Raw genomic sequence first — 21921 nt, 5'->3', positions numbered from 1 at the left:
TTGGGTGTGTGCCGGCCTAACGGCCCGCGTCTGCCGCAGCGGCGACGTTGCCCAACAGCAGGGCCTCGGCGAGGCAGACCCGGGCGAACTCCCCCAGGTGCAGGCTCTCGTTCGGACCGTGTGCGCGGGCGTGCGGGTCCTCCACACCGGTCACCAGGATCGCCGCCTTCGGGAACATCTCCTGGAACGTGGCGATGAACGGGATCGAACCACCGATGCCGATGTCCACCGGGTCGGTGCCGTCCCAGGCCGTCCGGAAGGCCGAACGGGCGGCGTCGAACATCGGCCCGGACGCGTCGATCACACACGGGTTGCCGTCGTGTTCGAAGCTGACCGTCACCTGGGCGCCCCACGGCGCGTGCTTCTCCAGGTGCGCGCGCACCGCCGCGTACGCCCGCTTGGGGTCGTCGCCCGGGGCCAGGCGGATGCTGAGCTTTGCCTTCGCGGCCGGCACCAGGGCGTTCGGCGCCTCGCCGGTGGACGGCGCGTCGATGCCGAGCACCGCCAGCGCGGGCTTGGTCCAGATCCGGTCGGTGATCCGGCCGGTGCCGATGAACTGCACGCCGTCGGCCAGCCCGGCCTCGGCCCGCACCCGGTCCTCGGGGTAGTCGACGGTGGCGCCCACCTTGGCGACCAGCCCCTCCACGGCCACGTCACCGGCGTCGTCGTGCAGGGTCGCCAGGAGCCGGACCAGCGCGGTGAGCGCGTCCGGCACCGCACCGCCGAACATGCCGCTGTGCACGGCGTGGTCCAGCGTGCGCACCTCGACGAAGCAGTTGACGATGCCGCGCAGCGAGGTGGTCAACGCCGGTACGCCGATGTCCCAGTTGCCGGAGTCGGCGATCACGATGACGTCCGACGCGATCTCGTCGCGGTGATCGATCAACAGTTGTTCCAGCGAGTCGGAGCCGTACTCCTCCTCACCCTCGATGAAGAGCACCACGCCGACCGGCAGCGCGTCCCCGTACGCCCGCAGTGCGGCGACGTGCGCCATGATGCCGGCCTTGTCGTCGGCCGCGCCCCGGCCGTAGAGCCGGCCGTCGCGCTCCACCGGCTCGAACGGGTCGGACTCCCACAGCGACCGGTCGCCGACGGGCTGCACGTCGTGGTGGGCGTAGAGCAGGACGGTGGGCGCTCCGGGCGGGGCCGCCCGACGGCCGATCACCGCGGGCTGGCCGCCGGAACGCACGATCTCGACGTCCAGGCCGCAGCCGCGCAGCAGCTCGGCGACGGCCTCGGCGGAACGTTCCACGTGCGAGTGGTCGAAACCCTCGAAGGCGATGCCGGGAATGCGGACGAGGCGTTCCAGGTCGGCGCGTACCCCGGGCATCTCCCGCTCGACGGCGGCCCGCACCTCGGACTCGGACATGATCGGTGAGGTCATGACCGGCATCGTATGCCGGCCTTACCGAGGTGCGCCGCCGGAGCCGGTACCGTCACCGCCACCTGTCGTCCCGGTTCCTGCCCGCGCGCCGGGGGCGGCCCGGCCGGCGCGGTGTGCGCGGCCGGCGGCCTCGGTGGCGGCGTCCATCCACGAGCGGGCCCGCCCGGCGGTGCCGCCCACCCACTCCCCGACGTCGCTGGCGCCGTCGCCGAGCCGGCGCAGCAACCCGACCAGCGGGTCGGTGGATCGGCTGAACTCCTCCCGGTACGAATCGGCAGCCGCCTTGATCTCCTCGGTGAGGCTTGTCGAGTCGTCGTCGGCGCGGCGCGGATAGTCCCCGGCCAGCACCTGCCCGTACGCACCGGAGTCGATCCACTGCCGCAGCTGCGCCGCCCGGGCCACCGGCGCCGGGTGGGTGCTCCACGCCGTCATCCGGATCTTGTGCAGGCTGTCGCGCAGGTCGCCGCCACCGGCGTATTCGGCGGCCTGTTCCAGGAACGCTGTCGTGTCGACCTGAGACAGGTCACCGCCGCCGGCGAGCTTCATCAGCAGCCGCAGCGCGGCGGCCGGGTCCTGCCCGGCGAGCAGACCGGCGCGGTCGGCGGAGAGTTCCGCCTTGCGCCACCACTCCAGCATCGCCGCGATGATCGCCCGCAACGCGATCGCGCCCACCGGCAACCAGCTCAGGTTGGCCGCCCACCGGGTCAGGATCATGAGCATGGTCTTGTAGACAGCGTGCCCGCTGCCCACGTGCCCCAGCTCGTGGCCGAGCAGGCAGCGCAGCTCGTCCTCGTCGAGTTGCTGCACGCACGCGGAGTTCAGCACGATGAACGGCCGTTCCAGGCCGACCGCCTCGGCACCCAACCAGGGCGACTGGGTCACGTACAGCTCGGGCAGTTCGGCCACGTCCAATGCCGCCGCGGCCTCGGTGTAGCGCTGCCACACCGCCGGGTACTGCCGGTGGTCGACCCGGATCCCCGAGGCCAGGACGGACAGTCGGAAGCCCCGCTCGTTCCACATGCCGAAGAACGACCGCAGCACGTCGTCGAAGCCGCGCAGCTCCCGCAACGCGACCAGGGCGCCCCGGTCGGCGGGATGCTCCCAGGCCCGCGAGCTGATGCCGGTGAGAGTGATCCGGCGCCGCGCGGGCGTGTCCGTTGCCGACATGATGAGTCCCCCGATCGCCGTGCCCTGGGTGTTCCCGCGCCGCGCCCACCGGGCCGTGCCGATGGCGGCCATCTCGCATCGTGCCGTAGCCGATGGCGGACGTCCATGCCCCGCTCAGCGAACGCGCACGTAGTACCGGTCCGCGTCGTGCGGCAACGCCGGCGCGCCGTCCACCAGCAGGTCCGCCCGGGAAGCCGTGTCGTCGGCGGCGAAGTGCGCCCGCTCCCCGGCGTGCCACCGACGTAGCTCGGGCAGGATCTCCGGCCCGTCCCGGGCTACCGCGCGAGCCAGCCGCAACGGCGCGGGCGCGGTGACGAAGACGGCCAGGGTCAGCTCCGGCCGGATCACCGCCCGCGCGGCGCTGACCCCCTCCAGCACCAACACCGGCGCCACCGGAACCGGAACCGGCCGCGGCAGGAACCGGTGCCGCACCCAGCTGTACCGCTGGTAGGCCCCCGACCTACCGGCCCGCAGCGGGGACAGCACCCACTCGTCGAGCCGGGGCCAGAAGGTGACCTGGTCGTCCCACCCGTCGAGCAGGTCGTCCGTGTGCACCACCGGCGGCCGGCCGCCGGGCAGCACCGCCAGGGCGTCCGCGAGGCGCGCGGCGAACCGGCTCTTGCCCGCGCCGCTCGGCCCGTCGACAGCGACCAGCCGGGTCCGCCCCAACCGCGCCGGGCCCGCGAGAACCCGACGGGCCAGTTCGGCGTACGCCTCGACAACTGCCACGGTCGGCCGGCCAGTTTCCGGGTTCAGCGCGGCCTCGCGTGGCGAAGCCCCGGGTTGTGCGGCGTCGCGTGGTGCATGTGCGCAGTATGCCGTCACGGCCGTTGGGCAGGAGGATCGACTCCGAATCATCGAAGTCGCGGCATCCCTCTCGCCGGGGCACCGCGATGACCGTGGATTCCGGGTGGATCATGCGGTGTTCGGGGCCTGGGAGCCCAGACTGACACGTCCGGCTGACCGCCCCTGACCGGCCACCGTCACGTCCGGGGGAATTGGGGCGGCGACGGGTGACGGGCGGCCCGTTCGCCGTCGTGGCTGCTACCGAATCGGCATCATCGGGTGGTGCTCCGAGACGTGATGAGCCCCGGTATCGACGCCCTGCTCGAACAGGCCCGAGCCGGGCTGCACCGACTGACTCCGCAGCAGACCGTCGAGGCGGTCCGCGGCGGCGCGCTGCTGGTCGACACCCGCACCGAACCGCAGCGCCGCGAACAGGGCGACCTGCCGGGCGCGGTCGTCATCGACCGAACCGTGTTGGAATGGCGACTCGATCCGGCCAGTGCCTGGCGGATCCCCGAGGCCACCGGCTACGACCGGGAGATCGTGCTGGTGTGCCGGCAGGGCTACAGCTCCAGCCTGGCCGCCGCCAGCCTCCAGACCCTCGGGCTGCGCCGCGCCACCGACATGATCGGCGGTGTCGACGCCTGGCTCGCCGCCGGTCTCCCGACGACCGACCGCCCCGCCGACGTCCGCCCCTGATTCCGCTACCCCGCCCAGCCGGTCGGATCCACGGCGCGACCGGGTCAACATCTGCTCGATCCAGGAAAGAGTCCCCTCCCGTTGCCGACGAGGCCACTACAACAAGGATCGAGCACGATCATGCCGCGCTGCCCCACCTCACACTCCACATAGGACGGGGCGCCCCCAGAACGGCGGCAAGCCGGACGGGACAGCGGGCCGCCAGGATCGTGCACGGCCGGGAGGAACGAATTCCTTCAAGGCCGCGGCCGGGCCGGGCGGGACGGAATGCCCTCAAGACCGCGGCCGGGCCGCGCTGGACAGCGCGCGGTCAGGTCGGTGGCGGGCCTGGTGGGACGAACGGGAGCCCTGCGGGTGGACCGGTCTCGATGAGGTGCCAGAGCGCGTCGGTGTCCAGGTGTTCCTCGACCAGGTCACCGAGCAGGTCGAGTGAGCGTTCCCGGGCGGCGGCGAAGCTGGTGGCCGGTGCGACCCGGAAGCCGGTGCGGCCGGCGAGGCGGGCCGCCTCGGTAAGGAACCACCGGCGGAACCCGTCGGACTCGAACGCCCCGTGCCAGTGTGTGCCGTGCACAGTGCCGAGCACAGCACCTTCGCCGACACCGTCGTCGCCGGTCAGCAGCGGGGTCAGGGCGGGGTCGGTCTGCGAGACGTACCCGTGGTGGATCTCGTAGCCGCGTACCGGGATGCCGCCGTGCGCGGTACCCACGGACTGCCGGACGGTCTTGCGCGGATCGAAGGTAATCTCGATCGGCAGCAGACCGAGCCCCGGCACACTGCCCCGCCGGCTCTCCACCTGGTCGTGGATGGCCCGGCCAAGCATCTGGAAGCCGCCACAGAGGCCGAGCACCGGTTTGCCGGCCACCACGTGCGCGGTCACCGCGTCGGCGAGGCCGGTCTCCCGCAGCCAGGCGAGGTCGGCGACGGTGGACTTCGAGCCGGGCAGGACGACCAGGTCAGCGGCGGCGAGTTCGGCTGGTTCGATGGTGAGGCGTACGCGGACACCCGGCTCGGTGGCCAACGCCTCGACGTCGGTGGCGTTGCTGATTCGGGGCAGTCGGACGACGGCCACGTCCAGCCAGTCGGTGCCGTGGGGGGCGGCGGGACGGCCGAGCACCCGGCCGTAGGCGAGGGAGTCCTCCGCGTCGAGCCACAGGTCCAGTGCCCAGGGCACCACCCCGTACGTCGGTCGGCCGGTGACGTGCCGCAGCATGTCCAGCCCGGGCTGGAGCAGCCCGCTGTCACCCCGGAACTTGTTGATCACGAATCCGGCGATCAGCGCCTGGTCGGCGGGGTCGAGCAGTGCCACGGTGCCGAACATCGAGGCGAAGACACCGCCCCGATCGATGTCGCCGACCACGATGGTGGGCAGGTTGGCGTGCCGGGCCAGCCCCATGTTGACGTAGTCACCGGCCCGCAGGTTGATCTCGGCGGGGCTGCCGGCGCCTTCGCAGATCACCACGTCGTACGTGTCCCGTAGCTCGGCCAGCGCCGCGTACGCGGTCTCGGCGAGGCGGGGACGCAGGTGCCGGAACGTGCCGGCGGTGATGGTGTCGACGGCCTCGCCGAGGAGCACCACCTGACTGGCCAGGTCACTGCCCGGCTTGAGCAGCACCGGGTTGAACCGCAGGTCGGGTGCGAGCCCGCAGGCTGCGGCCTGCATGGCCTGGGCGCGCCCGATCTCGCCGCCGCGTCCGTCCGGCCCGACGACCACCGCCGAGTTGTTCGACATGTTCTGCGCCTTGTACGGGGCGACCTTCACGCCTTGCCGGTGCAGCCAGCGGCAGATCCCGGCGGTGAGCACGCTCTTGCCGGCGTCGGAGGTCGTGCCGGCGACCAGCAGGCCGCCGCTCACCGCCCGCTCCCGTGATCGGCCACGGCGGCCGACCCGCGCCGACCCGCGACATCGAAGCCGTGTCGCCGCACGGCCCGAAGCCCGTGCCGGCCGAGCGCTGCGGCCAGACGGCCGACGGTCACCGGGTACGCGGCGGCCAGCCCGACCGCCGCCAGCCCGACCGCGCCGGAGATCCGGGCGGCGCGCTTCAGGTGTCGTGCCTCCGGACGGGGGCCGTCGCCGAGGAACGGCCGCACCTCGGAGTGCCCGAAGTAGACGTTGCGGCCACCGAGGCGGACGCCGAGCGCTCCGGCCATCGCCGCCTCGCACTGCCCGGCGTTGGGACTCGGGTGGTCGTTGCGGTCTCGCCGCCACACCCGCCAGGCCCGCTGCCGATCCCCGTGCGCGACGGGCGCGACGGCGATGGTGAGCAGCCCGGTCAGCCGGGACGGCACCAGGTTGAGCACGTCGTCCAGGCGCGCGGCCGGGGTGCCGAACCGCGCGTAGCGCGCCGACCGGTGCCCGACCATCGCGTCGAGGGTGTTCGCCGCGCGGTAGCCCAGCAGCCCGGGTAGGCCGGCGACCGCACCCCAGACCAGCGGGGCGACGACAGCGTCGGAGGTGTTCTCGGCGACCGACTCGACAGTGGCGCGGGCCAGCTCGGACTCGTCCAGCGTCGACGGGTCGCGCCCGCAGAGGTGACCGAGACGTCGGCGCGCGGCGGGCAGGTCACCGGCGCGCAGCGTCCGACCCATGACGGTGGCTTCGTGGCGCAGCGTGCGCCCACCCAGCACGCTCCACGTGCCGGCGGCCACGAGCACCGCGCGGGTCACCGGCCGATGCCGGGTAGCCGCTACGGCAGCGGCACCGAGCAGAACCGGAGCACCGACGGCCAGCGCGGTGAACGCCGTACCCGCCGTTCGGTCCGGTCGGTAGAGGCGACGCTCCAGCGCGCTGGCAGCCTGACCGAAGCCGGCCACCGGGTGCCACCGGCGCGGGTCACCGAGCAGCCGGTCCAGCGCGTACCCGGCCACCAGCCCCACCGCGTTCGCCACCGGCGCTGTCCGTCGCACCCGCACCACCTCCGGCCGGCCAGCCTAGACGAGCACCCCGTGAACCAGCCCGGCCCACGATGCTTCACCACCCCGAGCGGCCGTGCAGCGCCGAAGCCGGATCAGCTTCGCGGCTGCCGCCACGCGGGGTGACGACGCCGCTCACGCCGCCACCCCGCCCCCGTCGTGCCGCGCGCCCGCCAGCCGGTCAGGCCGGCTGCGGCACCCGACCCCGGCCACGCCGCCCCCGACCGGTCTGCGCCGGCTGGCCCTCGTCGGGTGCCGAGCCCAACTCGTCGTCCGAGTCGTCGTCGGTGTGGTCGTCGTCCTCTCCCGGCGGAGGGGCGAACTCGTCGTCGAGATCCGGTGGGGCCTGCCCGATCTGGCCGCCGTTCAGGGCGACATCGGCGTCGAGGAACGGGCTGGTGCGCACCGCTACGTAGTCGGGCAGCTCGAACTCGTCGTCCAGCGCACGGTCGTCGGGCAGCACTGGTGCCTGCTCGGTCGGCACCGGCTCGGTCGGTTCGCCGTGCACCCGGCTCTCGGCCTCCGCGTCTTCCACGGTGCTGGTCGTGACGCTGGGCCGGTTGCGCAGGAACCGGGCCCGACCTCGGGACAGGTCATGGCCGACGGCGACCGCCTCCAACTCGTAGAGGGTGCGGTGGTTGCCGGCGTCGTCGGTCCAGTCGCGGGTGTAGAGCCGGCCGCAGACCACCACCGGATCGCCGACCATGACCGAGGCGGCCACCCCTTCGGCGAGTTTGCGCCAGCAGTTGACGCGGACGCGCAGCGAATTGCCGTCCACCCACCGGCCGGTGTCGCGGTCGAGCCGCCGGGCGGTCGAGGCGACCTTGAAGTTGGCCACCAGTGTGTTGCTCTGGGTCGTGCGCCGCCATTCGGGCACGGTCAGCACATTACCGACGATAGTTACATAAGTGTCGAACATCGTCCCTCCAGGGGGATCGGGGCCTGCCAGCGCGAGTCGACTCGACACCGAGCCTGTGCGCTCGGGACGGCCGCCGCCAGCGCGCATCTACGACCTGTGGACGACGAACGCACCTGTGGACAACGCCCTGATCATGGCCGGATGTGGTACGGCCGACCCGCCCGAATGAACGTCGGCGGTTTCCGGGGCTGCCCGAACTGGGTATGGATTTGATCAACGCACCACCGACAGCTCCACGTCGACGAGAGGTCAGCGCCATGATGATCACTACCATCGGCTCCGCGAACGCTTCCGAGGCGCGGCGATGAGCGCCGTGGCCAACCCCGCCACCGTGGCCGAGTGCCTGCGGGTCGGTGCCGGGTTCTCGCAGGGCGACCGCAACTGGATCGCCGAGCAGTTCGCCACCCTCGACGCCCGGCTGGCCGGCTTCCACGCTGACGCCACCGAACTGGAGGTGTCGGTCAAGGACCGGGAGGCACGTGGCCAGAAGGTCACCCTGGAGTGCTGGATCGCCGGCCGACAGAAGATCGTCACCACCTCCGCCGAGGAGGACCTGCACGCCGCGCTCAACGACGTCCGCGACGACCTGCGCCGCCGGCTCAACGACGCGAAGACCCGCCAGGAGCCCCGGCACAACAAGCACCTGCGCGACATCCCGCAGCCGCAGAGCGAGCTGAACCCGGCCGACGACGAGGAGCAGATTCCCGCCGCCGATCCGAGCCGCGCCGACGCGGAAACGGTCTGACCCCACCCCATCGAGTCGATCATGGACTCGTGGTGAGCGCTAAATCCGTAAGAATCCCTTTTGCGGGTCACCACAACTCCATGATCGACCGGGGAGGGGGCGACGGGCGCGGAGACGCGGGCTACCGCTGGGTAGGTTGGCGGCGTAGCGTCGCGCTCGTGGAACCGGACGTGTTGGGGCCGCCGTACGAGCGGCAGACAATCGACCTGGGCACCGACGACGAGGGCCCGGTCGTCGCGACAGTGGTCCGGCGGCGCGCCGAGCGCCCCACCGGACGGGCCGTGCTCTACGTGCACGGGTTCGTCGACTACTTCTTCCAGACCCACCTGGCTGACTTCTTCGCCGAGCGCGGCTGGGATTTCTACGCGCTCGACCTGCGCAAATACGGTCGCAGTCTGCTCCCCGGCCAGACCCCGAACTTCTGCCGCGACATCAGCGACTACTTCCCCGAGCTGGACGCCGCCGCCGAGATCATCCGCAAGGACGACGGCCACGACACCCTGTTGGCGATGGGCCACTCCACCGGCGGCCTGATCCTCTCGCTCTGGGCGGACGCCCGCCGCGACTCCGGCACCGTCGACGGCCTGGTCCTCAACAGCCCCTTCTTCGACCTGAACGCACCCTGGGCGGTCCGTCGACCCCTCGCGGCCGCCGTCTCCCGGCTGGGCCGCAGGGCGCCGCACCGCATCCTGCCGTTCGGGCTCGGCACTGTGTACGGCGAGAGCCTCCACTCCGACCACCGCGGCGAGTGGACCTATGACCTGGCGTGGAAGCCCCTCGCCGGTTTCCCGGTCCGGGCCGGCTGGCTGAACGCGATCCGCACCGGTCAACGCCGCCTCCGCGCCGGTCTGGACATCCAGGTGCCGGTGCTGCTGGCCTGCTCGACCCGCTCCTTCCGGGGCACCCGCTGGCACGACAACGCGACACTGGCCGACGCCGTGCTGGACGTCGAACACATGGTCAGGTACGCGCCCCGTCTCGGCCGCCACGTCACCCTCGCCCGCTTCGACGGCGGGCTGCACGACCTCACCCTCTCCGGCCCCGCCGTACGGAAAAAGGTCTTCGACGAGGTGGGCCGCTGGGCCGAGGCGTTCCTCGCCGCCGGCCCCACCGCCCCGGCCACCACTGACCCGGCCACCACTGACCCGGCCACCACTGACCCGGCAGCCGCTGACCCGGCAGCCGCTGACCCGGCGGGCACGACAACGCCCGGCGGCTGACCGGGCTGACCGGCGTTACGAGTCGCGGCTCAGACGTCGCCCGGTGTCACCGGGAGGACCGCGCGGATCCGGTCGAAGGTCGCCACCGGGTGACCGTCGACGCCGGGTAGCACCAGCCCGAGGCAGTACGGCGAGACCTCCCCCGTCGCGTCGGGCTGGACGACGAAGACCGGCGCGCCGACGTACCCAGGTGGCAGTTCGGTAGTGATCCGCACGGCGTCGGCATCGCGGACGACACGCTCGATCGCGACCTCGAGCGGCCGGGAGCCGTCTTCGCGTACCCCAAGGGCCAGCACGAAAGCGGAACCGGCGTCGGCGCCGAGGCGGGCGACCACCTCGGGCCCGGCGGCGATCCCCGCCGGCACCGGCTGGACGCGCCAGCGCCAGCCGCCGTCGCCGGCGTAGCGGTGCAGGCCGCCGGTCGGCAGTACCGCGACCCCGTCACCCGGGAAACGGGCCCAACCGGGCACGATCTCGGCCTCGGACACGACCGCCGGGGCGACCCCCGCCGGCTCGGTGACGCTCGCCCGCAACCCCAGCTCACCACCCGACGCGCCCACCAGGTCGGCCGCCGTCAGCAGCGACTCCCCCACCGGGTCGTCGCCGTCCCGGAAGAAGAAGGCGGTGCCGAAGGCGTCGCCCGACCGGTACGGCAGGATGGCGCGGCCGACGACCTGGCACAGCTCGTAGGCGACGTCGCTCTCGGAGTCAGGATCCAGCAACACGAGGCAACGGTACGGTCCACGGTCACGTCGGTTCCGGGTAACCCGGATGCCCACCGCACGGCCGACGTGAGACCCTGCTCGGCAACGTGGACGCGGGCACCCTTTACGCCGCCGGGCAGCCGGACGGCGGTACCCTCTGGGCGCGACACCCACGCCACACGCGCCCGTAGCTCAGCGGATAGAGCAGGGGACTTCTAATCCCAAGGCCGCAGGTTCGAATCCTGCCGGGCGCACAGGCAACTTCCTCAGCGCGGGAGCCCGTGGGATGCGCGTGCGGCCACCCCGACAGTTCCCACCCGGAGAGAAGGTTTCGTCAATGGCATGCCGTATCAGTGAACTCGTGCTCAAGTGCCGCGACCCCGAGGTGCTGGCGCGGTTCTGGTGCGAGGTCCTGGACTTCGTCGAACTCGATCGCGAAGCGGATGTCTACATCGAGATCGGTCCGCGCGAAGGGTTCGGCGGCGCGCAGCCGACGATCTTCCTCATCCGCGACGACGAGCCGAAGAACGGTCCTGCCCGGCTGCACATCGACGTCAACGCCACCGACCGCGATCAGGACGCCGAACTGGAGCGCCTCCTGGCTGCCGGGGCCAAGCCGGTCGACATCGGTCAGCCCGCGGACGCGTCCTGGCACGTCCTCGCCGATCCCGAAGGCAACGAGTTCTGCCTCCTCAGGCGTCGCCTCGCCCCGCTCTGACGGCCGTCAGTCACCGCCGTCGGGGCGGACACGGGAATCAGCGGTATACCTGAGAGTCATAATTATGACTCTCAGGTATACCGCTCAACTCACACATGCCGTCGAGCTGCGACAGGAGTTGGCGTCCGTAACCGACGCGGGAACTTCGCTGTGGATGTCTACGCGCCGGTTGGCCTACGGCGTTGATAGGGCGTGACGTTCGAGGAGTACGCGTTCGCTCGCACTTCGGCGCTGGTGCGGCTCGCCCGACTGCTGACCGATGACGAGCACCGGGCCGAGGACCTGGTCCAGGAGGTCCTCGCCAAGGCGTACGCCCGCTGGGGGCGGATCTCCCGGACGGACCGGCCCGACGCGTACGTCCGTCGGATGCTCGTCAACGCCCACCACTCGTGGTGGCGGCGGCGGAGCAGTCGGGAGGTCTCGGTCGCGGCGGTGACCGACCGGGCCGGCGCGGAGGACGAGGCGGCGGTGGTGGCCGAGCGCGACGCGTTGTGGCGACTCGTCAGTGAGCTGCCGAGGAGCCAGCGCACGGTGATCGTTCTGCGCTACTACGAGGATCTCGACGACTCGTCGATCGCGGAGATCCTCGCCTGTTCGGCCGGCACCGTCCGCACGCACGCGAAGCGTGCCCTGGCGACGCTGCGCAAGCGGCAGGAAGCACTGACCCTGGCACGGACAGGAGACTTCTGATGTTCAGCGATCTCGATCAGCAGCTCACCGCGACTCTCCAGCACCGCGCGGGCGGCGACGTCGACCCGACGCCGATCGTGGAGCAGGCCCGTCATCGCGGTCGCCGCCTCAGGATGCGTCGGCGTGGGTTGATCGCCGGGGGCGTGGCGGCGGCGTGTGTCGCCGTCACCTCGGTCGTCCTGGCGTTCCCTACCGGTCGGGGCAGCGACGATCCGATCATGCCGGCGGCGGCGCTCATGTTGCCCGAGGCGTCGGAGCAGAGCGGTGCCATCGCACGCCCCGACGACGTCGGCGTCGATCCGGCAACTGTGCACTTCTCGACCGAGGCCCTGGTCGACGGCGCCGAGTGGGCGACCTGGAACGCCGGGCGCGGCACCGAGAGCGTCGAGTTCCGGGGCCCGAAGGGGCAGGCCCGTTTCGCCTTGGCGCGCAGCACGACGGCGCTGGACGGGTTACAGCAGACGTTGTCCTCGGCCGGGCGACCGCAGCCACGCACCAACGTCCACGTCGGCGACCGTCCGGGGGTTGCCTGGTTCGATCCGTCCGGTGACCGGAAGCTGTGGTTCGTGCGGTGGCAACCCGCCGACGGGCTCTGGGCCCAGTTGGACATCTACGCGACCACCCAGGACGAGGCGACCGGCACCGCCGCCCGGGTCCGGTTCGACGGCGCACACCGCTGCGTCGTGCCGTTCCGCCTGGGGTCACTGCCGCCCGGTGGACGGCTGCTCGGATGCTCGGTCACGCTCGGCCGCTCGCGGGACAGTCGCTTCGTGGACGGTGCACTCGTGGTCGGCGACGACGCCGGCCGCTGGCTGACCGTGCGGGCGCAACGTGCGCCGGACGGCTACGAAGCCAGATCCGGTGACCTCGTCGCGGGCCCCTACCGGGCCCGCAGGCAGGGCAGCGACGTGCTGGAGATGGGCGTCAAACCCTGCGTGGTGGAGGCGTTCCGGGACGGTTGGGGCAACGGCTACACCGAGGCGGAGGGCCTGACGATCCTCGGCGGTTACCAACCGACAGGCGACGTCGACCGCCCAGACACCTGGTGACACCGCAATCAGGCGGAGGCTGCCGCCACGCAGAACTCGTTGCCCTCCGGGTCGGCCATCACCACGTGGTGCAGGTCGTCCTCCCGGAGCACTGTCCCGCCGGCCTGCACCAGGCGATCGGCCTCGGCAGTGATCCGCGCCCACCGCTCGTCGGGGCTGCCGTGCCCCGGCACCCGGATGTCGATGTGCAGCCGGTTCTTCGCGGTCTTGGGCTCCGGGACGTTGAGGATGGAGAGGTACGGGCCGACACCGTCCGGGTCACACAGCCACGCCCCGTCCTCGGGTACGTCGTCCTCGGGTAGGTCGTACTGCGCCAGCCACTCCTCGCGCGTGGCGAAGGGCGGTGGTGGTGGCTCGTCGATGTAGCCCAGGGCGGTCTTCCAGAACGCGGCGAGCACCTGGGCGTCGGTGGAGTCGAGGGTCAGGGAGATTCGAGCTGCCATGAACGGGACGCTAGCGCGACCCTCCGACTGTCAGAGCGGCCCCAGCAGCTTGGCCAGCGCGTCGTCGCCCTGACCGAGCTGCGCCCCACCGGTCGGGAGCGTGACCAGGAAACGCCGGCAGCCGTCGAGTTCCACGTACCGCTCGGGTCCCTCGGTGGTCCCGTCGAGCGGGCGCAGCACCGCGAACCGGGTCGCCGGGGTGGCGCAGTCGGCCACCGCCCGACGGTTGGACAGGCCCCGGAGCACACCCGCCTGACGCTCGGCGGGTAGCGGCCCGCCGTACACGAAATCTCCCGCCGGCTTGCCCCCGCCCTGTTCCGACGCGGGCACCTCGTAGACGCAGAGGCGCAGCGGCCCGGCGGCCGGCGGCACGGCCGACGCGGGCGGCTTGGGACCTCCGTTGCGGGTCTCGACCCACACCATGTCCGACCACCGCTGTGCGCATCCGGCGGCGTCGGCCGCCGGGGATTCGATCTGCCCGACGGTACGGGTGGCCACCGTCTTCCACTGCAGCCCGGCCAGTGCGGCGGTCACCTCGGTACGCGGTTTGCGGCAGGAGTCCGTCGGCAGGTACGGGCGCAGCCAGCGGCCCTGCTCGTCGACGAGGGCCAACCAGGGCGGGATGACCATGTCGAGGGTGCAGGCGTGCTCCCCGTCGGCCTGCTGGTTGGGCAGCCGTAGCGCGGTGAGCAGCGCGTCGATGTCCTCGGCGCGCCGCTCGGTCGCGGTCTGGTCCTGGCCTCCGTTGGTACGCGGCCGGATCTCCCGCCCACAGAGCACCACGGCGACCGGTGTGAACGCCGGGTCGATGCGCCCGATTCTCGGCTCGGGCACGGTCGGCGCCGATGTCTGCGTGTTCGGCACGGTGATCACCTCGCCGGCCCGCGGTGCCGCCTCGGCGCAGGAGGTCCACTCATCGACGATCTCGGCCGGGCCGGGATCCTCGCCCCCGCCCGGTGGCGTTGTCGTGCCACCGCAGCCAGCCAGGGCCACGCCGAGCAACGCGACCGCCAGTGCCGTCCGGGACGAGCGCATCCGGCTCACCACCTCTCCACCCGAGGATGGGACGGCCGACGGGCACGCTCGGTTCCGCCGACCACCAACGGAACCGACGGCAACCGTCGGCCGTCACAGCGGAATGGACCGACTGCGTGCCGCGACCCTCACCGTGACGGCGCTCCTTGCCACGGCGGGGTGCACCGAGGCAGGCGTTCCCCCGCCGCCGCCGAGTCCCGCCGTGTCGCTGAGCCCGGACGCCTCGGCCGTGCGCCTCGTAAGGACGGACCAGGCGAACCTGCACCTCTGGGTGAGCAACCAGTCGTTCACCGACGACCTGGTCGCCCTCACCGTCAGCATCGACGGCACGACGGTCGTCGATCGGCTCTTCGCGGTCGGAACCCAGCACAACTGGGTCCTGTTCCCGGTGCGGGTCGCTCCAGGCCACCATGTGGTGCGCATCGTCGCGGGCACGGGGGTCGAGAAGCAGGCGAGCTTCACGATGCCCGAGACCGGGCGTCAGTACGCGGCCGTCGACTACGGCAACGCCATGGACGAGCGTCAGCGGCACGTCAACTGGTTCATTCGGTCCACCCCGATCGGGTTCGCCTGACGAGCGGCAGGGTGACGCGGGCGAGCGCGGTCGACCGGCGGCGTGACGTGAGCGACCGGGGGGCATGCCGCCGGTCGGGCCCGCGACGCCCGCCGTCATGATGTCCGAATGGCACATCTGGGACTTGTCACGCTGCTGGTCACCGAGTACGACGAGGCGATCGACTTCTACGTCGGCGGCCTCGGTTTCGAGTTGGTGGAGGACACCGCCCGGCCGGACGGTTCTCGGTGGGTGGTGGTCCGGCCGGCGGGTGCCCGGGAGACGGCGTTGTTGCTGGCCCGGGCGAGCACCGCCGAGCAGCAGGCTCGGGTCGGCGACCAGACCGGCGGCCGGGTCGGGCTGTTCCTGTACACCGAGGACTTCGCCCGGGACCACGCCCGGATGGTGGCCGCCGGGGTGCGTTTCGTGGAGGAGCCGCGCCACGAGGCGTACGGATCCGTAGCGGTGTTCGTCGATCTCTACGGGAACCGTTGGGACCTACTCCAACCCCGCAGCACAGAGTGACACATTAGCGACACTATGCACTCAAGTGGTCGGCGCTCGCAGTAAAGCATGCTATTGTCCGATGTCGATCTCCGCCCGCGCGGACCCGGACCGGGTCGTTGTCGGAAGGACACTTCCCGATGACGGGCACTGCCACTTCTTCCGTGCCGCCGACCACGCTGGACAACCCGGCCGGCGGGGCGCTCGGCCTCATCTTCACCACGTTGCCGGCGATCCTGCGGCTGACCTGCGGGCTGGTCGGCGCGGCTGTGGCCCTCTCGGTGCAGACCCCGCCGGTCGAGCCGGCCGTGCTGCTGCCCGGTGTGGCAGCGCTGACCGGCTGGTCGATCTGGTACGCGCACCGCGCGCTACGCCACGGCATCGGCCCGAACCTGGTCGCCGGTGACGTGGCCGTCACCGCGCTGACCTGCCTCTTCATCCCCGTCCTGGTGGCACCCGGCGTGCTGCCCGGCGAAGGCAGTTGGATCGCCGTGCTGGCCAGCACCACGGTGATCAACACGCAGGCCACCGCCCCGGCGCGCTGGTCCATCCCGGCCGGGCTGCTCGTCGTCGCCACGTACGTCACGGGCGCGCAGGCGGCCGGCAATCCGACCGAAGCCCGGGCGCACGCCGCCACCCTGCTGATGCAGACCCTCTGCACCGCCATGATGGCGGGGGTGATGCGCCGACGGATCGGCCGAGCGGACCGTGCCTTCGTCGAGCACCAGCTGTTGACCCGGGAGTCGTTGGTCGCGCGAGCCGCCCGCGACGCCGAACGCCAGCAGAACCGCGACCTGCACGACACAGTGCTCGGCACGTTGACCATGGTGGGGCTGGGCGCGGTGCCCGGCCCCTCGTCCGCGTTCCGTGAACGGTGTGCCGCCGACCTGCGTACCCTCGTCGCGCTCACCGACGTCAGCCCGGTGGCCGGCGACGGCCCGGTGCCCCTCGACGGCCGGTTGCGGGCGGTGCTCAGCCGCCTGCCCGAGCTTCCGGTGCGCCTGGCCCTGGAGTCGTACGCGGTCCCGGCGGGGGTTGCCGACGCGATCAGCGAGAGCGCCTACGCAGCGCTGTCCAACGTGGTCCGTCACGCGCCGGGCGCGCAGGTCACGGTGGGGATGAGCCGGGACGCGGTGGGCGTCGTGGTCGAGGTAGCCGACGACGGTCCCGGCTTCGACCCGGCCACCGTCCCACCCCACCGGTACGGGTTACGCGAGTCGATCCGCGGCCGGATGGTGGCGATCGGCGGGCGGGCCGACGTGCACTCGGCACCCGGCGCGGGTACCCGGATCCGACTGGAGTGGCCCGGTGTCGGCTGACCTCGGCGCGCCGACGCAGACCACCGGCGAACCGGAGGCACCGGACCGGACCAGCGTGCCGGCACCCCGGGAGCCGGTCGCCGCCGAAGGGCCGGCCGCGCCGGCGGCCGTCGCGCGCGCGTCCGACCGGGGTGCCCGGATCGCCGCCGTCGCCATCGCGCTGGTGTGGCACGTCGCGATCGGGTTGCCAGCGGTGGTGGCCGCCCGCTCCGAGTTCGCCGCTCCGGCCGCGGTGGTCGGCGCGTGGGTGCTGGTCGCGGTCGTCGGCGCGGCGGCCGGGGTGCGCCTGTTGCGTGGCTCGCCGCTGCCGTCATGGCCGTTGGCCGGCTTCTTCCTCGTCGTCGACGCGGCTGTCTTCGCCGCCGCCGGCGAGGGGCAGTTGTTCACCGCCGCCAACTGGGTGTGGGGCACACTCGGCTGGTTCTTCGTGCTGGCCGTATGGGGGCGGCGGGTCGTCGGGCTGATCGCGTTGCTGAGCACGCATGCGGTGATCGCGTTGGTCGCCGTGCTCGGGCACGGGGCCGATCCGACCGACATCGCCCGCTACGTGATGTACGTCTACGGCACGTTCTCCCTGCCGGTGGCGGTGTTCGTGGGCAGCACCGCGATCGTCGCCCTGGCTCGGGAACGGGCCGCCGTCTCGGCTGCCGGCCATGCGCTGGCGGCCGAGCGCGACGCCGCGGAACGTGGCCGCCGGGACCGCCGGGACCGGCTCGCGCTGGTCAGCTCGGCAGCCGGGCGGGTGCTCGGGGAGTTGGCCTCCGGTAAGGCCGATCCGAACGACCCGGAGGTGCAACGCCGCAGCGTGTTGGCTGCCGCCCGGCTACGCCGGCTGATCGCCGAGTCCGACGACGTGCCCGACCCGCTGCTGCACGAGTTGCGGGCCGCCGCCGACCTGGCCGAACGGAACGGCCTACCGATCGACCTGGTCACCATCGGGAACCCTCCGCCGCTGCCGGTCGAGATCCGACGTCGGCTGGCCGACCCGCTCACCGCCACCCTCGCCGACGCCCACGGCTGGGCCCGGCTGACAGTGGTCTCCGGGCCGAACGAGGTGGTGGTCAGCCTGGTCACCCCGGACCGGGAGGGGCCGGAGGCGACCGGGCCGCCGCTCGCGGAACACGACGGCGGGCCGGTGGAGCACCTCTACGAACGGGACGGGGACATCAGATGGGCGCAGACCCGGTGGCGGCGATGACCGGCGAACGGCCGATCGGAGTGGCTATCGTCGACGACCACCCGGTCGTGGTCGAGGGGGTCCGGGCCTGGCTCGCCACCGAACCACGGCTGACCGTGCTGGCCACCGGCGACGACCCGGACGCGGTGCTGCGGGCCGCGCCGGACGCCGACGTCGTCCTGCTCGACCTGCGACTGCACGGGCGGATGGCGCTGGACAAGTTGGCCGAGCTGAGCGCCGCCGGGCGGCGGGTGGTGGTCTACTCGGAGCACACCGACCCGCAGACCATGCTCGCCGCGCTGGACGCCGGGGCGGCGGCGTTCCTGGCCAAGCACGAGGGACGGGAGCACTGCGTGGCGACAGTGCTGGCCGCGGCGAGTGACCGGCCGTACGTGCCACCGGCGTTGGCCGGGGCGATGGTCGGCGACCCACGGCCGGATCGGCCCATGCTGTCCGACAAGGAACGTGAGGCGCTGCTGCTCTGGTTCCAGTCCATGTCCAAGGCGTCGGTGGCCCGCCGGATGCAGATCAGCGAGCACACGGTGAAGCAGTACGTCGACCGTGCGCGGATCAAGTACACCCGGGCGGGGCGGCCGGCCGCCACAAAGGCGGCACTACTCGCCCGCGCGATCGAGGACGGCCTCGTCCGCCCGGAGGAGATCGGCATCTACCGGTCACAGGCGACGCACGACCGGCCGACCCCCTAACAGGCGTCATGACAGCCGGCCTCCGATCCGACAGGCTTCTCATCACAGCCAGTCGAACGGGAGGTCGTGACGATGCACGCCGACGCGTCCCCCTTTTTCATCGGTCCCCACCGGTTCGACGCGCACGACGACGATGTGGGGCCGATCCTGGATCGTCGTTACAGCCTGCGTCCGGTCCCCGGCGAGCGGGTCCTCGGCCACCACCGCCTGCTGGTGGCGGGTTACCTGCTCGGGCCGAGCGAGGCGCGGCGCCGGTGGCAGCTACCGGAGCCGGTCGCGGTGACCATCACCGACCAGCGGATCTGCTGGGTGGGCAGCGGGTCGCACCTGTCGCTGGTCGTGGCCGACACGACCCGGGCACGGCTGCCCGCCCGCCCCAACGGTCTGATGAGCGGCCAGATCCGCTGGCAGTGGCCGTCCCGGTTGGAGCTGCCGGCGGCCGAGCAGGGCACACCCTCGCAGTTGCTGATCGTCTGCGACGCGTTGCGCACCATCCAACAGCCGGCGTTGGCTCTCGGTGGGTCACCGGCCGAGGTCGCGGCACTGGCTCAGCAGATCCGCCGGGCGGTGGCCATGTTCCGGCTCACCCATCCTCAACTGGTCGACCTGTCGGCGCAGGAGCGCGACGTGCTGCTGCTGCGGGCCGGCCCCGCCCTCGTCGCCGGGGAAACCCGAGTCACGCTGCCCGGCTCGCTGCCGGTGGAGTTCCACTCCCGCGACGACTACTACCGTTCGGGGCCGGAGCCGACCTCGTGGGGCGGGCTCGCAGGCGGCGCAGCATCCGGGCATCGCTGAAGCCGACGGTCCGCGCTGCGGCCTCCACCGTCGCGCCGTGCCCGATCAGGTGCTCGGCACGTTCCACCCGCAGCAGTTGCTGGTAGCCGAGCGGAGTGAGCCCGGTGGCCGCCCGGAACAGCCGGGTCAGCGTCCGCTCCGCGAGGCCTCCGGCGGCGGCCAGGTCCGCCAGAGGCAGTGTCTCGGCGTACCGGCTGTCGATCAGGTCCTGCACCCGGTGCACGGAGTCGGACAGGTGGGAGCGGTGCCGCATCATCGCGCTGGCCTGCTGCTCGTGCCCATGGCGGCGGGCGTACACGACGAGCGTGCGGGCGATCTTCGCGGCGGCCCCGGGCCCGTGCCGGGTGGCGACAAGGTGCAGTGCCACGTCGATGCCACTGGCGATGCCGGCCGAGGTGACCACCCGCTCGTCGACCACGTACAGCACGTCGCGGACCACCTGGGCCGCCGGGTGACGGCGGGCCAGGTCGTCCTGCACCTCGTGGTGGGTGGTGCACCGTCGGCCGTCGAGCAGCCCGGCGCGGCCGAGGGCGTACGCACCGGCGCAGACACTGGCGACCGTGCCGCCGGCCGCGTGGTGATCGGCCAGCCGCCGCAGGTCAACGGGCGACACCGGCCCCTCCGGTCCGTGCGCCGCCGGCCGCCAACCCGGCACGATCACCAGGTCGTCCGGGGTCAGCTCGGGCCACCGGGTCTCGGCGACCAGGGGTACGCCCTGCACGGTCGGCACCTGCTCCCGCTCGGCGACGTAGTGCAGGCGGTAGTCGAATCCGAGGTCGGCGGCGCTGGAGAAGACCTGGGCCGGCCCGGCGAGGTCCAGCAGGTGCACCTGCGGGACCAGCAGGAAGACGACCCGGGTCATCGCGTCAGCCCCGGGCACCGGCGAGGGTCGCGCCGGTCACCTCGTCCACGGTGCGGATGGTCGCGAAGCGGCCAGCCAGCGCGTACTCGGTGCGGGTGACGATCTCCTCGTTGGTCAGGGTGCGCGGGTCGGCGAGGATGTCCGCGACCGTGGCGGTCTCCGGGAGGTCCCGGTGTGGGATGGGGAAGGTCAACGTGGCGTCGGTGACGAAGGTCATCCGGTAGCCGAGGTCCGCGCCGACCCGGGTGGTGGTCTCCACGCACTGCTCGGTGCGGATGCCGCAGACGGTGAGGTCGTGGATGCCGGCCTGGGTGAGCACCTGCTGAAGGTTCGTGGTGGTGAACGCGTTGTGCGCCGTCTTGACCAGCGTCGGCTCACCGTCGACCGGGACGAGCCCGTCGATCAGCCGCACGTGCCCAAGGTCGGGGTCGAACAGCCCACCCGTGCCGGGCTCGGAGTGCAGGACCCAGACCACCAGGTCGCCGCGCTCTCGGGCTGCGGCGACCAGTCGTTCGACCTGCCGGACCAGGTCGGGGTTCGAGCCGTACGCCCAGATCGGGCGTTGACGGAAGGATTCCTGGACGTCGATCACGACGAGTGCTGCTCTGCTCATGACTGAATCCTGACCGGATGACGACCACACCGGGAGTCACCATCATGCCCAGGTGCGGAACGATCCGGCCACGTCGGCGTCAGGCGCTGGGAGTGCTGTGCTCGGCGGCGTCGTCCAGGGCGGCGGCCTCCTCCGGCGTGGGCGCGGTGCCGCCCAGGTGCGCCGGCTGCCACCAGGAGTCCTCCGGGCCGGCCGGCTTCTCCGGATAGTCCCGCTGGGCCCGGTCGACGAGAGCGCTGAGCCGGGTGGTCAGCTCGGCGGCCAGCACGTTCGGGTCCGGGAAGTCCGCCGGGCTGATCGGCTCACCGATCAGGATCGTGATCGGCGTGTGCCGGCGCGTCAACGTGCGGGGCCGGCCCTTGGTCCAGAGCCGCTGGGTGCCCCAGAGCGCGACCGGCAACACCGGCACCTTCGCCGAGCGGGCCATCCGGACCGTGCCGCTCTTGAGTTCCTTGACGGTGAACGACCGGCTGATCGTCGCCTCCGGGAAGACGCCGACGACCTCCCCCTGCTTGAGTGCGCTCACGGCGGCACGGAACGAGGCCGCGCCGGCCTGCCGGTCCACCGGGATGTGCCGCATGCCGCGCATCAGCGGGCCGGAGATCCGGTGCGTGAAGACCGAGTCCTTGGCCATGAACCGGACCAGCCGACCCGACGCGTTCGCGCCCAGACCGGCGAAGATGAAGTCGAGGTAGCTGACGTGGTTGCTGGCCAACACCGCCCCGCCCGTGCGGGGCACGTGGTGGGCGCCCTCGATGGTGATCTTCAGGTCGAGGAGACGGAACATCGTCTTGGCGGTGGCGATAACGGGCGGGTACACGAGCTCCGGCATCCGCAGAATCTACCCTGACCGGCCGCGGTTCGGCTCGGTGGCGAACCGGCGGCGACACGACCCGCGTGCCACCGCCGGTTCGTCGGCCGT

The 21921-nt window shown here is 72.3% G+C and carries 24 protein-coding genes and 1 tRNA gene; 13 read left to right on the top strand and 12 right to left on the bottom strand.

The annotated features are described in order from the left end of the window. Positions 1-16: 16 nt before the first annotated feature. From O3438_RS28455 to O3438_RS28445, 3 genes are all read right to left on the bottom strand, one after another. Positions 17-1369, bottom strand: coding sequence for a dipeptidase (locus O3438_RS28455; RefSeq protein ID WP_269683781.1), 1353 nt, complete (start codon positions 1367-1369; stop codon positions 17-19). Positions 1370-1405: 36 nt separating this feature from the next. Further along, the gene (locus O3438_RS28450) at positions 1406-2551 is read right to left on the bottom strand and encodes a M48 family metallopeptidase (protein WP_269682678.1); all 1146 of its coding nucleotides are present in this window, start codon (positions 2549-2551) and stop codon (positions 1406-1408) included. 114 nt (positions 2552-2665) lie between these two features. Then, positions 2666-3307 (bottom strand): uridine kinase family protein, encoded by a 642-nt coding sequence (locus tag O3438_RS28445; protein ID WP_442929745.1) that lies wholly within the window; start codon positions 3305-3307, stop codon positions 2666-2668. Between the two features lie 327 nt (positions 3308-3634). Between O3438_RS28445 and O3438_RS28440 the strand changes: the two genes are divergently transcribed. Then, positions 3635-4036 carry a rhodanese-like domain-containing protein gene (locus O3438_RS28440; RefSeq protein ID WP_269683780.1) on the top strand — a complete coding sequence of 134 codons (402 nt, stop codon included), beginning with the start codon at positions 3635-3637 and terminating at the stop codon, positions 4034-4036. 310 nt (positions 4037-4346) lie between these two features. Here the strand turns inward: O3438_RS28440 and O3438_RS28435 are convergent, their stop codons facing one another. The 3 genes from O3438_RS28435 to O3438_RS28425 form a co-directional block, all read right to left on the bottom strand. Further along, positions 4347-5888, bottom strand: coding sequence for a cobyric acid synthase (locus tag O3438_RS28435; RefSeq protein WP_269682676.1), 1542 nt, complete (start codon positions 5886-5888; stop codon positions 4347-4349). Next, positions 5885-6940, bottom strand: a complete 1056-nt coding sequence (locus tag O3438_RS28430) for a cobalamin biosynthesis protein (protein ID WP_269682675.1) — start codon at positions 6938-6940, stop codon at positions 5885-5887. Before O3438_RS28430 ends, O3438_RS28435 begins: the two co-directional genes overlap by 4 nt. Positions 6941-7127: 187 nt before the next feature. Then, positions 7128-7865 carry a single-stranded DNA-binding protein gene (locus O3438_RS28425; RefSeq protein WP_269682674.1) on the bottom strand — a complete coding sequence of 246 codons (738 nt, stop codon included), beginning with the start codon at positions 7863-7865 and terminating at the stop codon, positions 7128-7130. Positions 7866-8169: 304 nt separating this feature from the next. Between O3438_RS28425 and O3438_RS28420 the strand changes: the two genes are divergently transcribed. Continuing rightward, complete coding sequence (locus tag O3438_RS28420; protein ID WP_269682673.1) at positions 8170-8610, top strand: HPF/RaiA family ribosome-associated protein; 441 nt, start codon at positions 8170-8172, stop codon at positions 8608-8610. 158 nt (positions 8611-8768) lie between these two features. Further along, entirely contained in the window at positions 8769-9830 is a 1062-nt protein-coding gene (locus O3438_RS28415; RefSeq protein WP_269682672.1) for an alpha/beta hydrolase, read from the top strand. Positions 9831-9859: 29 nt separating this feature from the next. On the opposite strand, the gene O3438_RS28410 is transcribed toward O3438_RS28415, so the two are convergent. Further along, on the bottom strand, positions 9860-10555 hold the full coding sequence (locus O3438_RS28410; protein WP_269682671.1) for a hypothetical protein: 696 nt from the start codon (positions 10553-10555) through the stop codon (positions 9860-9862). 160 nt (positions 10556-10715) lie between these two features. Here O3438_RS28410 and O3438_RS28405 point away from each other — a divergent pair. The 4 genes from O3438_RS28405 (at position 10716) to O3438_RS28390 (ending at position 12991) form a co-directional block, all read left to right on the top strand. Then, positions 10716-10788 (top strand) — tRNA-Arg (locus tag O3438_RS28405). A gap of 32 nt (positions 10789-10820) precedes the next feature. After that, on the top strand, positions 10821-11252 hold the full coding sequence (locus O3438_RS28400) for a VOC family protein (protein ID WP_269682670.1): 432 nt from the start codon (positions 10821-10823) through the stop codon (positions 11250-11252). 192 nt (positions 11253-11444) lie between these two features. Further along, the gene (locus tag O3438_RS28395) at positions 11445-11942 is read left to right on the top strand and encodes a SigE family RNA polymerase sigma factor (RefSeq protein ID WP_269682669.1); all 498 of its coding nucleotides are present in this window, start codon (positions 11445-11447) and stop codon (positions 11940-11942) included. Then, on the top strand, positions 11942-12991 hold the full coding sequence (locus tag O3438_RS28390; protein ID WP_269682668.1) for a hypothetical protein: 1050 nt from the start codon (positions 11942-11944) through the stop codon (positions 12989-12991). Before O3438_RS28395 ends, O3438_RS28390 begins: the two co-directional genes overlap by 1 nt. Before the next feature lie 8 nt (positions 12992-12999). Here the strand turns inward: O3438_RS28390 and O3438_RS28385 are convergent, their stop codons facing one another. Next, positions 13000-13434 carry a VOC family protein gene (locus O3438_RS28385; protein ID WP_269682667.1) on the bottom strand — a complete coding sequence of 145 codons (435 nt, stop codon included), beginning with the start codon at positions 13432-13434 and terminating at the stop codon, positions 13000-13002. A gap of 30 nt (positions 13435-13464) precedes the next feature. Beyond that, positions 13465-14469 (bottom strand): hypothetical protein, encoded by a 1005-nt coding sequence (locus tag O3438_RS28380; protein ID WP_269682666.1) that lies wholly within the window; start codon positions 14467-14469, stop codon positions 13465-13467. A 202-nt stretch (positions 14470-14671) separates the two neighbouring features. On the opposite strand from O3438_RS28380, the gene O3438_RS28375 reads away from it, so the two are divergent. The 6 genes from O3438_RS28375 (at position 14672) to O3438_RS28350 (ending at position 19524) form a co-directional block, all read left to right on the top strand. Next, positions 14672-15043, top strand: coding sequence for a hypothetical protein (locus O3438_RS28375; protein WP_269682665.1), 372 nt, complete (start codon positions 14672-14674; stop codon positions 15041-15043). A 108-nt stretch (positions 15044-15151) separates the two neighbouring features. Beyond that, positions 15152-15547 (top strand): VOC family protein, encoded by a 396-nt coding sequence (locus O3438_RS28370; protein WP_269682664.1) that lies wholly within the window; start codon positions 15152-15154, stop codon positions 15545-15547. A 119-nt stretch (positions 15548-15666) separates the two neighbouring features. After that, positions 15667-16845 (top strand): sensor histidine kinase, encoded by a 1179-nt coding sequence (locus tag O3438_RS28365; RefSeq protein ID WP_269682663.1) that lies wholly within the window; start codon positions 15667-15669, stop codon positions 16843-16845. Continuing rightward, complete coding sequence (locus O3438_RS28360) at positions 16835-18043, top strand: hypothetical protein (RefSeq protein WP_442929669.1); 1209 nt, start codon at positions 16835-16837, stop codon at positions 18041-18043. The genes O3438_RS28365 and O3438_RS28360 overlap by 11 nt, the downstream gene beginning before the upstream one ends. Beyond that, positions 18016-18729, top strand: a complete 714-nt coding sequence (locus O3438_RS28355; RefSeq protein ID WP_269682662.1) for a response regulator — start codon at positions 18016-18018, stop codon at positions 18727-18729. The genes O3438_RS28360 and O3438_RS28355 overlap by 28 nt, the downstream gene beginning before the upstream one ends. 72 nt (positions 18730-18801) lie before the next feature. Beyond that, positions 18802-19524 (top strand): hypothetical protein, encoded by a 723-nt coding sequence (locus O3438_RS28350; protein ID WP_269682661.1) that lies wholly within the window; start codon positions 18802-18804, stop codon positions 19522-19524. On the opposite strand, the gene O3438_RS28345 is transcribed toward O3438_RS28350, so the two are convergent. The 3 genes from O3438_RS28345 to O3438_RS28335 form a co-directional block, all read right to left on the bottom strand. Next, entirely contained in the window at positions 19406-20386 is a 981-nt protein-coding gene (locus tag O3438_RS28345; protein WP_269682660.1) for a GlxA family transcriptional regulator, read from the bottom strand. The two genes, O3438_RS28350 and O3438_RS28345, sit on opposite strands and share 119 nt — an antisense overlap. 4 nt (positions 20387-20390) lie before the next feature. Continuing rightward, a complete protein-coding gene (locus tag O3438_RS28340) occupies positions 20391-20999 on the bottom strand; it encodes an isochorismatase family protein (RefSeq protein ID WP_269682659.1) in 609 nt (202 codons plus the stop codon). A gap of 79 nt (positions 21000-21078) precedes the next feature. Continuing rightward, a complete protein-coding gene (locus tag O3438_RS28335; RefSeq protein ID WP_269682658.1) occupies positions 21079-21831 on the bottom strand; it encodes a lysophospholipid acyltransferase family protein in 753 nt (250 codons plus the stop codon). Positions 21832-21921: the final 90 nt, after the last annotated feature.

The sequence above is a fragment of the Micromonospora sp. WMMC250 genome (genome assembly GCF_027460215.1).
Taxonomy (GTDB): Bacteria; Actinomycetota; Actinomycetes; order Mycobacteriales; family Micromonosporaceae; genus Micromonospora; species Micromonospora taraxaci.
Note: the sequence above shows the minus strand (reverse complement) of the source record. Positions and strands in the feature narration are given on the sequence as shown.